General features: G+C 72.8%; 14 protein-coding genes. 8 read left to right on the plus strand and 6 right to left on the minus strand.

All coding sequences use genetic code 11. The features are described 5' to 3' along the window. Nucleotides 1–76: 76 nt before the first annotated feature. From ACFU74_RS32120 to ACFU74_RS32130, 3 genes are all read right to left on the minus strand, one after another. Nucleotides 77–880, minus strand: a complete 804-nt coding sequence (locus ACFU74_RS32120; protein WP_380763216.1) for a hypothetical protein — start codon at nucleotides 878–880, stop codon at nucleotides 77–79. A gap of 74 nt (nucleotides 881–954) precedes the next feature. Beyond that, on the minus strand, nucleotides 955–1,251 hold the full coding sequence (locus ACFU74_RS32125) for a DUF6191 domain-containing protein (RefSeq protein ID WP_380763218.1): 297 nt from the start codon (nucleotides 1,249–1,251) through the stop codon (nucleotides 955–957). Nucleotides 1,252–1,355: 104 nt separating this feature from the next. Next, complete coding sequence (locus ACFU74_RS32130; RefSeq protein ID WP_380763220.1) at nucleotides 1,356–2,438, minus strand: restriction endonuclease; 1,083 nt, start codon at nucleotides 2,436–2,438, stop codon at nucleotides 1,356–1,358. Nucleotides 2,439–2,665: 227 nt separating this feature from the next. Between ACFU74_RS32130 and ACFU74_RS32135 the strand changes: the two genes are divergently transcribed. After that, on the plus strand, nucleotides 2,666–3,367 hold the full coding sequence (locus tag ACFU74_RS32135; RefSeq protein ID WP_380763222.1) for a hypothetical protein: 702 nt from the start codon (nucleotides 2,666–2,668) through the stop codon (nucleotides 3,365–3,367). A gap of 24 nt (nucleotides 3,368–3,391) precedes the next feature. Beyond that, the gene (gene cutA, locus ACFU74_RS32140; RefSeq protein ID WP_380763224.1) at nucleotides 3,392–3,727 is read left to right on the plus strand and encodes a divalent-cation tolerance protein CutA; all 336 of its coding nucleotides are present in this window, start codon (nucleotides 3,392–3,394) and stop codon (nucleotides 3,725–3,727) included. A 102-nt stretch (nucleotides 3,728–3,829) separates the two neighbouring features. Here cutA and ACFU74_RS32145 read toward each other — a convergent pair whose 3' ends face one another. Together ACFU74_RS32145 and ACFU74_RS32150 are read right to left on the minus strand one after the other, a co-directional pair. Next, nucleotides 3,830–5,068: a GNAT family N-acetyltransferase gene (locus tag ACFU74_RS32145; RefSeq protein ID WP_380763244.1), complete on the minus strand. Its 1,239-nt coding sequence runs from the start codon at nucleotides 5,066–5,068 to the stop codon at nucleotides 3,830–3,832. Nucleotides 5,069–5,159: 91 nt separating this feature from the next. Continuing rightward, the gene (locus tag ACFU74_RS32150) at nucleotides 5,160–5,702 is read right to left on the minus strand and encodes a hypothetical protein (RefSeq protein WP_380763226.1); all 543 of its coding nucleotides are present in this window, start codon (nucleotides 5,700–5,702) and stop codon (nucleotides 5,160–5,162) included. Between the two features lie 120 nt (nucleotides 5,703–5,822). On the opposite strand from ACFU74_RS32150, the gene ACFU74_RS32155 reads away from it, so the two are divergent. Then, on the plus strand, nucleotides 5,823–6,272 hold the full coding sequence (locus tag ACFU74_RS32155; protein WP_380763228.1) for a hypothetical protein: 450 nt from the start codon (nucleotides 5,823–5,825) through the stop codon (nucleotides 6,270–6,272). Between the two features lie 4 nt (nucleotides 6,273–6,276). On the opposite strand, the gene ACFU74_RS32160 is transcribed toward ACFU74_RS32155, so the two are convergent. Next, the gene (locus ACFU74_RS32160; protein WP_380763230.1) at nucleotides 6,277–7,077 is read right to left on the minus strand and encodes an SDR family NAD(P)-dependent oxidoreductase; all 801 of its coding nucleotides are present in this window, start codon (nucleotides 7,075–7,077) and stop codon (nucleotides 6,277–6,279) included. A gap of 140 nt (nucleotides 7,078–7,217) precedes the next feature. Here ACFU74_RS32160 and ACFU74_RS32165 point away from each other — a divergent pair, with 140 nt between their 5' ends. From ACFU74_RS32165 to ACFU74_RS32185, 5 genes are all read left to right on the plus strand, one after another. Then, nucleotides 7,218–7,814 (plus strand): TetR/AcrR family transcriptional regulator, encoded by a 597-nt coding sequence (locus tag ACFU74_RS32165; RefSeq protein ID WP_380763232.1) that lies wholly within the window; start codon nucleotides 7,218–7,220, stop codon nucleotides 7,812–7,814. Between the two features lie 234 nt (nucleotides 7,815–8,048). Then, nucleotides 8,049–9,254, plus strand: a complete 1,206-nt coding sequence (locus tag ACFU74_RS32170) for a cytochrome P450 (protein ID WP_380763234.1) — start codon at nucleotides 8,049–8,051, stop codon at nucleotides 9,252–9,254. Between the two features lie 74 nt (nucleotides 9,255–9,328). Further along, nucleotides 9,329–10,489, plus strand: a complete 1,161-nt coding sequence (locus tag ACFU74_RS32175; RefSeq protein WP_380763238.1) for a type III polyketide synthase — start codon at nucleotides 9,329–9,331, stop codon at nucleotides 10,487–10,489. Then, entirely contained in the window at nucleotides 10,486–11,190 is a 705-nt protein-coding gene (locus tag ACFU74_RS32180; RefSeq protein ID WP_380763240.1) for an NUDIX domain-containing protein, read from the plus strand. The genes ACFU74_RS32175 and ACFU74_RS32180 overlap by 4 nt, the downstream gene beginning before the upstream one ends. 151 nt (nucleotides 11,191–11,341) lie before the next feature. Beyond that, nucleotides 11,342–11,764 (plus strand): SHOCT domain-containing protein, encoded by a 423-nt coding sequence (locus ACFU74_RS32185; protein WP_380763242.1) that lies wholly within the window; start codon nucleotides 11,342–11,344, stop codon nucleotides 11,762–11,764. Nucleotides 11,765–11,803: the final 39 nt, after the last annotated feature.

An 11,803-nucleotide genomic window follows, 5' to 3' on the forward strand; every position in this document is an offset into this window, starting at 1 on the left:
CTCCCCTCGCGCGGGGCGGGCGGCGGCCCCGACAGGCGCACCGGCGTCCCGCAGCAGCCCTACGGGTTCGCCGGGATCAGACCGGGGCGTCGACCTTCTCGACCGGTCCGAAGTCGCGGAAGGTGCCGTAGGTGCGAACCCGGAGGCCCTCCGCCTCGGTCAGCCGGTCGAAGCGGACCGTGCGGCCCTGGGCGTCGATCCACTGGTCGAGCCGGAAGCTCGTCACGTTCTTGCCCTTGAGGAGCTTGTACAGCTCGGCCTCGACCGGCTTGATCCGCTCCAGGTCGACCGTGCCGGCGAGATGGAAGCACGGCGTGCCGTCGCAGTCCTCGATGCCCTTGCGGGCGGAGGGGCCGAGGGAGAGAAGCACCTTGGCGTAGCCGTGGTAGTCGGCGATCCGGTCGCCGAGCGGGGAGGTGCTCCAGCTGTCGTCGAGCCTGATGTAGGTGGTGCCGTCGTCGGTGACGACCACCGTGGGGCCGTCGCCGCCACGGACGGTGACGAGGCCCGACTTCACGGTCTCCGCGAGCCGGCCGGTGCGGACCGGGCCGTTGAGGTTCACCCGGCCGTTGACGGCCGTGCTGACCGGGCCGCCCTCGGACTTGAAGTCCTGGGTGGCCGCGTACGGCGCCCGCTCCGCCAGGGCGAGCGCCTGTGCGGGGTCGAACCCCGAGGGCGTGGGCGCGGGATCCGTCACGGGTGCGGCCGACGGCGCGGTGGCGGACGCCGTCGCCGCCTCGGCGGTGGCGGTCGGGCTCACGGTCGGGCTCACGACCGAGGACGCGGACGCGGACGCGGCCGGCGCCGCGTCGTCGTCGCAGCCGACCAGTCCGACGAGAGAAATCATCACAGCGGTGGCGAACACAGTGGAGCGACGCATGGTCAGAACCGACCCCTAGGACGACGAAGAGACGGGGCATCCTGGCACAGGGGCCGGTCCGTGATCGAACCGTTTTATGAACTCCCGGTCCGCTCCCGGCGCCGGACCACCGCGACTCCCGCGTCCAGGTCGACCCCCGCTCCCGGCGGAGCGCCGGCGTGCTCGTCGTCGCGCAGGACCAGCCGGGCCTGGCGCTGCTCGATCTGGACGCGCTTGTTGGCGTTGAACAGCGCGTGCAGCTCCTCGACCGCCGTCATCCCGAGGCCGCCGGCCACCGTCCCGGCACGTGACCGCCGCCGACGCCCGCTCCGCAGCGCCGCCACCGTGAACAGCACCGTCATCAGCACCGCAGCCGCCAGGGCGACCGTCACCACCATCACCATGACCCGCCCAACGACCGCGCCGCGCCCGATCGTTCCGGCCTTGCCCGCCGCGCAGGAAGTCGGACCCGCCGACTTCCTGCGCCGGCCGAGCGCTACGCCCCGGCCGCCACCGCCTCCTCGTCCGCGACCTCCAGGCCGTAGGCGACGACCGCCTGCCGCAGGCCGCCGGGGTAGCCGGCCAGGGCGGGGGTGAAGTCCCAGTTCCCGGCCTCGTCGCGGTCGAAGCGGCCGAGCCGCATCGCGATGTTGGACTCCGCGCCGTCCGCCAGGTGCACGATCGCCGCGTCCTGGTCGGCGCCCGCTTCGAGGATCAGCGCCGGTCCGGCGAACCCGCCCATGGTGGCATCGGGGTGGTTCTCGGTGTCGGCGGCGGCGATGATCACGAGTCGGTCCGCCTCGGCGGGGAGCGCCTCGAAGTCGACCATCAGACAGGCGTTGGCGTCCTCGTAGCCGGTGACCAGCCGGACGGAGCCGTCGGGCGTGGAGCCGTTGTTGTAGAAGACCAGGTGGTCGTCGGAGAGCGCGCGGTTGCTCCGGCAGACCAGGGCGGCGATGTCGTACTCCTCCTCGCCGGTCCAGTGCAGCAGGAGCCGGGCGGGCTCGGCGGCCACCTCGATCGCCGGCTGTTCGCCACCAGCAGTCTCGGCATGGGCCGGCGCGAAGATCTCGTGGAAGCCGTGGTGCTTGAGCAGGCCGACCAGCTCGGAACCGTTGATCAGCGTGATCGGCTTGCCGGACACGAACTGGTGCGAGCTGGGCCCGAACTTGCTGGTGGTGACCAGCACCGCCTTGGTGGCGGCCGCGTCGTGCTGCAGGGTGCCGAAGAGGTCCCGGACGGCCGACGGCGTCACCGTGTCCCGGTACCGCTTGACCTGCACGATCACGTTGCCGCCCCGGAACGGGTCGGTGTCGATGCCGCGCACGTCCACCCCGCCGTCCTTCGACCGGGCCGTGAGCTCGACCCGCATGCCCATGGACTCCATCAGCCGGGCTATCAGCTGCTCGAACTCGATCGGGTCCATGGCCAGAAGGAGCTGGAGTTCGCGCACCCGCCGCGCCAACCGGCCGCGGTTCGCATTGGTGTCGTCGCGGAGGTGCCGGAACAGCATGCGCTGCGCGCGGCGCTCGGCGGTGTCGGGGTTGCTGAGGCGGTGGAGCTTGCGGCTCCGGGACATAGGTACTCCCTCGAACGTGCCGGGACGGACGAGTCGTCAGGCACGTGTCAGAAATGGCGAATTCAGGACGGACTGGGTGATCCCCCGCGGATAAGCGAGTAGGTTACCGCCGCTGGACGAACGATCTCGACAACTTCGCTACAAGCAGGCCCCGGCGCGCATCTGTGGACCGCCTTGTTGGAACCATCCCCACCAGCTGCCTGTGAACACGATCGATGGGGGTTGCGATGGACACTCGGACCAAGGACGCGAAACAACTGCCCGCCCCGTCCCGGCCACCCGAGGCGGTCGCCCGCGTGGTGATCCCGGGCCTGCTCCTCCTGGCCGGACTCGCCACCGCCGTTCTCGGCTTCATCCGGTTCGTCGACGCGAACGACGTGGCCGTGGCCTACCGCTCCGCCCCGGTGTGCGGCGCGGCAGGGCATACGGCCGGGACCGACTGCGTGCGCCGCGAGACCGGCAAGGTCACGGACCGGTACACCGTGGAGGGCGATGGAACCACCTACCTGGTGAAGGTGGCGCGCGAGGCGTCCCCCGAACAGCGCTACGAGGTCGACCGGGACTTCTACTCCGCCACGAAGGTCGGCGTGGACGTGGACCTGACGGTCTACCGGGGGCGGGTGGCCGAGGTCTCCTACCAGGGGCACCGCACCACGAACGCGGGCACGCCCTGGCTGTCCTCCCTCGGGGTGGCCCTCCTCGCCGGGCTGGGGGCGGCACTCGCGATCACCGGCCTGACCTGGTCGCGGGTGGGCGCGCGAGCGGCCTCGTTCGCCGCCTCCATGGGCGGCTTCACCGGCGCCATGGCGATGATCGGCTGTCTCGTCCTCATGACCGCGCAACTGTCACCGGTCGCCCTCCTGGCCGTCCCGGTCCTCGGCTGGCTGTTCATGACCGCCGCCGCCACGATCGTCGTCCGGGACTCCTGACGCTCCCGCGCCTACGCTTCCGGCATGGCGACGAACAGCGGTGACCTCCTCCTCATGACCACCACCCACGACGACGAGGCGAAGGCCCGGACCCTCGCGGCGGACGTCGTACGGGCCCGGCTCGCGGCCTGCGCGCAGGTGTACCGGGTCCAGTCGGTGTACTGGTGGGAGGGCGCGGTCCAGGACGCGGCCGAGTGGCGGATCGACTTCAAGACCCGCACCGAACTCGCCGACGCCCTGACGGACTTCGTCGACGGGCACCACGACTACGAAACCCCCGAGGTCATCGCCGTCCCCGTAGTGGCGGGCAGCGCCGCCTACCTGGAGTGGGTGAGGGCGGAGACGGCGAGGAAGCGGTGAGAGCGCGGGAAGCCGGTGGAGCCGACTTCCCGCGCGGGGTTCAGGGGCGGTAGGAGCAGCGGTCGGCGGGTCCGACGCACCGGCCGACCGTGGGGCCGCCGGTCAGAACCAGTGCAGGCAGAACGGGGGGTGGTCGGTGCGGAAGAGGGTGTCGGCCCTGGTGGCGGCCTCGGGGTGGTGGGCGCGGATGTGGCCGGCGCGGACGAGGGTGGTGGGGGCGGTGCCGCCGAGGTAGATGGAGCCGAGGTCGCTGACGTCGAGCGTCAGGTCGGGCTCCTGGTCGGTGGGGGTGCACTCGGCCTTGCCGTCGCGGACGGTCAGCAGGTAGCGGCCGTGCTCGCCGAGGAAGCGGTCCTCGACGTCGAGGACGAGCTCGCCGTCGGCGAACCAGCCGCGCGCGGTCAGGGCGCGCGGGATGTCCAGCAGGCGCACCCAGAGCCAGTCCATGCCCGAGCCCGCCACCCCGGCCCGGAAGTCCGCGAGCTGCCAGCGCAGCGGGTGGTCGGCGGGGACGTGCTTGAACACGATCTCGGTGATCAGGTCGTGGCCGAGCGCGTACCGGGCCAGGGCCGTGTACGCCGTGTCGTCCAGGGCGATGATCTCGTCCACCGTCAGGGTCACCGTGCGCCGGACGGCGTCGGGGACGCCGTCGCTGAGCGAGTAGCTGGCGTACCCGTCCGGGATGCCGTCGGCGTCGCGGTGGAGGGCGATGTAGCGCGGGGCCGCGGAGATCGGGGGCTGTCCGGCGCGCAGCTCCCACCAGCGGTGCGGCCGGGAGATCGCGCCTGGCTGGGCGCGGCGGTAGCGGTCGTAGAGGTCCTCCAGGATGTCGCGGCACTCGCCGCTGCGCAGCACCTCCACCGAGCCGGCGTCCGCACCCGCGCCCGCCGCCCGGGCGGCGGCGAGGTCGGCCCGCTCGCGCAGCACCGTCAGCCGCCCCGTGTAGGTCGCGGGCCCGTAGCCGAACCTGCGGTAGATCACGGCCTCGGAGGCCAGCAGCACCGAGATGACCTCCCCCCGCTCACGCAGTTCGGCGAGCTGGTGGCGCATCATCGCGGTGAGCACGCCGCGACGCCGGTGCGAGGGGGCCACGCCCACCACGGTCACCCCGGCGACCGGGACGACGGCCTCCCCGGGGAGGGTGAGCTCGAAGGAGTACGCCCCCGCCGTCCCCACGGGCCGCCCGTCCGCCACGGCCAGCACGCCGCGGTCCATCTCGACCGCCGACCACCAGGCCCCGCCGCCGTCCTCGCCGGTGGGCTCCGGGAAGCGTCCGAACGCCGCGTGGAAGGTGTCGACGAAGACCTCGCGGTCCTGCTCGGTCGTGGAACGGATCTCCATCACTGCTGCTGCCTCCAGGGTCACGGACACCACGCACGTGGTCTCCGGCCACCATGCAACGCCACCCGCCGACGAGGTCAAGCGAATTAGCTCACACGTGGCGGAGCACGGGGCGGAGGGCGGGGCGGACCAGGAGGCCGAGGAGGGCGCCGAGGGCGAGGCCGAGGAGGGAGTCCAGGGCGTCCTGGCCGTCGCAGGCGCGGCCGAGGGCGGGGACGGCGAACTGGGCGGCCTCCAGGGCGAAGGGGAGGAGGGCGCCCGCGGCGAGCACGGCGGCGGCGCGACGGCGGGAGCCGGCGAGGGCGGCGGCCAGGCCGATCGGGGCGAACACCAGGACGGCGAGGTCGGCCTGCCGGGAGGCGAGCCACTCCCCCGGCGGGCGCGGGCCGATTCCGTCGAGCGTGCAGTGGCGGACGACGCCCGCCCAGGAGAGGTCCTGCCAGAACGGGCGCGGGTGTTCGGGGAGCAGCGTCAGCGTCGCCACCCCGCCGAGCGCGAGCAGCAGCACGAAGCCGACCGCCCAGTGGGTGCGCAGCAGCCGCCCCACCTGGCGGTTCAGCAGCGCCGCCGGGACGAGCGAGGCGAGCAGCCCGGGCCAGAACATCGGCAGCCCGTTCAACACGGTTTTGATCACGCCCCGACGGACGCCGCCGACGCCCGCGCGGTTCTCCTCCGGGCGGTGTTCGTCTTCGACCGACCCTTGGGCTGACGGGCTGTTAGAGTCGTCCGGCATCACGACCGAGGGGGTCACCCGATGAAGTCCCGTGCACTCGCGCTCGCCGTGGGCGTCGCGGCCGTCGTGCTGATCGTCGTCGCCTTCCGACCGACGGACGAAGCGCCGAGGCCCGATCCGCCGAAGCCGGGCGCACCGGCCGACGCCTACGCACCCTCCGCCATGCCCTCGGTGCCGGGGGCCGAGGACAGCGCCGCCGCCTTCACCCGGTACGTCGAGCAGCACGGCACCGAGGAGGAGCGGGAGGCCGTCCTGGGCCACGTCACCAGGCTCAACCGGGCGGTGCAGCAGGACGACCACGTCAACACCTACCTCGCCACCGACTTCCCGGAGGCGGTGGACGCCCGGACCCGCGCCGTCATCCGCGCCTACCTGAAGTGGGCCGGGCCGAACGAACCGGCCCGGATGCTCGTCCTCTACGACGGCGCGGGCCGCGTGATGGGCGCGATCCGCGTCGCCGACTGGAGCTGACGCGTCAGGCCGACGTCATGGCGTCGCGCACCCCGCGCGACATCCGCTCGGCGACGGCGGCGACGAGCGCGCGCGGGCGGCGCGGGTTGAGGTGGGCGCCGAGCTGGTTGCTCAGCCCGGGCACGACGTAGGAGCGGTCGGCGTCCAGGGCCTTCAGGGCCGCCCGGACGACCGCCTCCGGGGTGGTGAACGAGCCGGTGACGGCGGCCTTCCGGGTGCCGATGACGTCGAAGAACCCGGTCTCCACCGGCCCCGGGCAGACGGCCAGCACGCGGATGCCGCGCCGCCGGTACTCCTGGCGCAGGGCGAGGCTGAAGTTGAGCAGGAAGGTCTTCGACGGACCGTAGACGGCGAAGTACGGGGTGGGCTGGAAGGCCGCCGTGGACGCCACGTTGACCACCGCGCCCCGGCCGCGCGCGAGCATGCCGGGCAGCAGTTCATGGGCGAGGTCGACCGGCGCGACGACGTTGACCATCAGCTGGTCGTGGTCGCGCCGCGGGTCGATCGTCTCGAACGGGCCGCAGGTGCCGAAGCCCGCGTTGTTGACCAGCAGGTCCACGGACAGGCCGCGGTCGGCGAGTCCGGCACCGATCCGGCGGGCGGCGTCGGGGGCGGCGAGGTCCTGGACGAGGACGTGGGCGGTGACTCCGTGGGCCTCGCCGAGTCGCTCGGCGAGGTCGCGCAGGCGGTCGGCGGAGCGGGCGACCAGGACGAGGTCGTGACCGCGCGCGGCGAGCCGGGCGGCGAACTCGGCGCCGAGGCCGGAGGACGCGCCGGTGATCAGAGCGGTGGTGGCAGTACGCACGGTGGCACTCCTTGGTCTCGCAAACTGTGACACGAGAGTATCGGATAACCATGAATCTGCAACAGTGATGTTTCAGTTAATGCCCGAACCGATTCTCCGCTGTACCGTTCCCGGGTACGTCCGAGCTGGAGGCACCGCCCATGACCCACACGCCGCCCGGCCGCCCGCTGCGCGCCGACGCCGAACGCAGCATCCGCGCGATCCTCGCCGCGGCGGAGCGCGTCCTCGCCGCGACCCCCGGCGCGTCCATGGAGCAGATCGCGGAGGCCGCCGGGGTCACCCGCACCACCGTCCACCGCCGGTTCGCCAACCGGCAGGCGCTGATCGACGCGCTCGCCGCCGAGGCCGCCGCCAAGCTCGCCGAGGCCATCGAGGACGGCCACCCCGACACCGCTCCGCCACTGGTCGCACTGCACCGGGCGACCGCCAACGTGCTGCGGGTGAAGGCCGCCTGGGGCTTCGCCCTCGGCCCGGTCGCCGCCCGGAGCGAGCGGGCCGCCCGGATGCACGACGAGATCGCCCGCCGCTGCCTCGAACTGCTCGGCCGGATCCGCGAACAGGGGGTCATCGCCGCGGACGCGGACCTGGAGTGGGTCCGCCGGGTCTACTACGCGCTCATCGGCGAGGTCATGCACGGCACCGCCGCAGCCCCGCCGGCCGACACGGAAGCGGACGCGCTGGCGGCCCGGATCGTCGACACCCTGCTGTACGGCGTGGGCCCGCGCACCACGCGCTGACGCGTCGGCGGGCGCGCCCGACCGCGCGCTCGCACGGTCGGCCCCGCACCTCCTACGCAGGCCAGGGCGCCACCGCCCCAACTCGCCCATATCCCATGACAATCACCCATATCCCTCGATCGAGGGAACTATCGCGCGTGTCCCCACTTTTTCGGTCCGATGAGGCAGCATCAGCACGTCCGCGCCCGAACGACCTTCCGTCCGGGCGGTAGAACCGGCCCCTGGGACCCGCCCGTGACCACCTCCGCCCCCGTGTGGGACTGCCCCTTCAACCACACCGACGGCCTGGAGTTCGACCCCCTCCTCAAGCGCCTGCTGACCGAGGAGCCGATCGCCAGGATCCGGCTGCCGCACGGCGAGGGCGAGGCCTGGCTCGCCACCCGCTACGAGGACGTCCGCGTCGTCACCACCGACCGCCGGTTCAGCCGCGCCGCCGGGATCGGACGTGACCTGCCCCGGATGACGCCCGCCCCGATCGCCCAGGTCGAGTCGATCAACCTGATGGACCCGCCGGCCCACAACCGGCTGCGCCGCCTGGTCGCCCAGGGATTCACCAACCGCCAGGTGGAGCGGATGCGCGCGCACACCCAGCGGGTCGTCGACAGCTACTTCGACGAGATGGAGGAGCACGGCGCGCCCGCCGACCTGGTCCGCTTCCTCTCCGCCCGGCTGCCGCTCACCACCATCTGCGAGCTGCTCGACATCCCCGCCGCGGACCGCGCCGAACTCCGCGGCCACGCCGTCGCGATGATGTCCATGGGCCCGGGCAGCGGCGCCGGCCAGGTCACCGCCAAGGCCGCCCTGCGCGCCTACTTCGCCGAACTCACCGCCGCCCGCCGCCGCTCCCCCGGCGAGGACCTCGTCAGCGCGCTCGCCACCGCCCGGGACGGCGCCGAACTGCTGGACGACGACGAACTCGCCGTGATGGCCATGGTCCTGCTGGTCACCGGCCACGACACCAGCACCTACCAGCTCTCCAACATCACCTACACCCTGCTCACCCACCCCGAGCAGCTCGCCAAGCTGCGCACCGACCCGGACCTGCTGCCGCGCGCGCTGGAGGAGCTGCTGCGCTTCATCCCGTTCCGCCAGGGCGTGGGCATCGCCCGCGTCGCCACCGAGGACGTCGAGCTCGGCGGCGTGCTGATCAGGGCCGGCGAGCCGGTGCACGTCTCCTACCTGGCCGCCAACCGCGACCCGGCGGTGTACGAGCGCCCCGACGAGCTCGACCTCGACCGCGGCGCACCCACCCACATGACCTTCGGCTACGGCACCCACCACTGCCTCGGCTCCCACCTGGCCCGGATGGAGCTCCAGGTGGCCATCGGCACCCTGCTGAACCGGTTCCCCGGGCTGCGGCTGGCCGTGCCGCCCGCCGAGCTGGACTGGCAGACCGGCTCGATCTGGCGCTACCCGCAGACCCTGCCGGTCGCCTGGTGACCCCCCGCCGTACCCGGCCGCAACCGTAGGCCCGGGCCACCAGCCCGGGCCCGCCAGACGGGAGACCCCCACCCATGGCAACTCTCTGCAGACCCGCCATCGCCGTACCCGAGCACGTCATCACCCTCGACGAGACCCTCGAACTGGCCCGCACCCTGCACGCCGACCACCCGCAACTCGGGCTCGCCCTGCGGCTGATCGAGAACACCGGGGTACGCACCAGGCACCTGGTCCAGCCCATCGAGGAGACCCTGCACCACCCCGGATTCACCGTCCGCAACACCGTCTACGAGCGGGAGGCCAAGCGCCGCGTCCCCGAGGTGGTCGAGCGCGCCCTCGGCCACGCCGAACTCGCCGCCCGGGACATCGACCTCATCCTCTACGTGTCCTGCACCGGCTTCATGATGCCCTCGCTGACCGCGTGGCTGATCAACTCCATGGGGTTCCGCTCCGACACCCGGCAGCTGCCGATCGCCCAGCTCGGCTGCGCGGCCGGCGGCGCCGCCGTCAACCGGGCGCACGACTTCTGCCGCGCCTACCCCGGCGCCAACGTGCTGATCGTCGCCTGCGAGTTCTGCTCGCTCTGCTACCAGCCCACCGACATCGGCGTCGGCTCGCTGCTCTCCAACGGCCTGTTCGGCGACGCGATCGCCGCCGCGGTGCTGCGCGGCCGCGGCGGCACCGGCGTCCACCTGGAGCGCAACGGCTCGCACCTGGTGCCGGACACCGAGAACTGGATCTCCTACGGGGTCAAGGACACCGGATTCCACTTCCAGCTGGACAAGCGCGTACCGGGCACCATGGAGATGCTCGCCCCCGCCCTGCGCGCACTGGCCGTCGAACACGCCTGGGACATCTCCGGCCTCGGCTTCTACATCGTGCACGCCGGCGGCCCGCGGATCCTCGACGACCTCTGCCACTTCCTCGACCTGGAGCCGGTCGCCTTCCGGTTCTCCCGGGCCACGCTCACCGAGCGGGGCAACATCGCCAGCGCCGTGGTCTTCGACGCGCTGGCCCGGATGTTCGAGGAGGGCGGGGTCGAGGACGGCACCCAGGGGCTGATCGCGGGTTTCGGTCCGGGCATCACCGCCGAGATCTCGCTGGGCAGTTGGGCCGGGAAGCCGCTGGGGGCGGTGGTCCCGCGGCGGTCGCGCGCGATCGAGGGCGCAGAGCTGACGCGCACTCACCGGACGGCCCCCCTGCTGCGTCCGGCCGGGACTACGATCACCGAATGACCGATACCACGGGTGCCACGAACGCCACCGGCACCACCACGACCACCGGCACCACCGGGATCACCGGTGCCAGTGGGGCCTCCGACGGCGCCGCGACGCCGGACCGCGCCGGGGCCCCGCTGATCCCCAGACCGCCGCGCCCCGCCGAGGCCGCCCGGGCCGACGAGCTGGCCGCGCTCTTCCCCGCCCTGCACGCCCCGCAGTACTGGGCCTGGGGCCGCTACGACGCGCAGTTCTCCACCGTTCTGCCGCCGGACGAGCTGGTCACCAACATCCACCTGGTGGGCTTCACCGACGGCGGCCGGGTGGTGCTCTGCCGCGACGACCGCGACCACTGGTTCCTGCCCGGCGGCACCCGCGAGAACGGCGAGTCGGTGGACTCCTGCCTGGTCCGCGAGCTGCGCGAGGAGGCCGGCGCCCGGCTGCTCGGCGAGCCGGTCTGGCTGGGCGCGCACCGCTGCGTGACCGACGACCCGGTGCCCTACCGGCCGTGGCAGCCGCACCCCGAGAAGGCCTGGCTCTGGGGCTGGGCCGAGGTCACGGTGGACTCCGTGCCGACCAACCCGGACGACGGCGAGCAGGTGGTCGAGGTCCGCGCGGCGGAGCCCGCCGAGGCGCGTCGGCTGCTGCTGAACGGCCACGATGCGTGGTGGGGCGAGCTGATCGGCCTGGCGGTGGAGCTGCGGTCGCGTCCGCGCTGAGCCGCGGCCGTTCCCCGGTCCGCGGAAGATCACCCGCGGGCCACCGGAAGACCACCGGAATGGCGCAGCAGCGGGCCACGGTGTCCGATATACGGTGGTATGACTCGAAGGGACTCGGGTCCGTCTCGGGCCCGCACCGACGGGAGCCGTCATGGACAACTACCCGCTGCTCAACATCTTCTGGACGATGCTGGAGCTGTTCCTCTGGATCCTCTGGTTCTTCCTGCTGTTCAAGATCATCACGGACATCTTCCGCAGCCAGGACATGGGAGGCTGGGCCAAGGCCGGCTGGCTGCTCCTGGTGATCCTGCTGCCGCTGATCGGCGTGCTGGTGTACGTGATCGCGCGTGGCAGGAGCATGGGTGAACGCGACGTCGAGCAGGCCCAGAAGGCCGATGCCGCGTTCAAGGCGTACATCCGCGACGCGGCGAGCACCACACCCGGCGCGGGGCCCGGGGAGGGGCCGCCCAGCCGGAGCCACGTCGACGACCTGGCCAAGCTGGCCGACCTCAAATCGAGCGGGGCCATCTCCGAGGAGGAGTACCAGCGGGCGAAGGACAGGCTGCTGGTGTGACAGGAGCGGGGGCGGCCGGTGGACGGGTGGCCACCGGCC

Origin of the sequence: Kitasatospora sp. NPDC057500, from assembly GCF_042802195.1 — a bacterium.
Lineage (GTDB): Bacteria > Actinomycetota > Actinomycetes > Streptomycetales > Streptomycetaceae > Kitasatospora.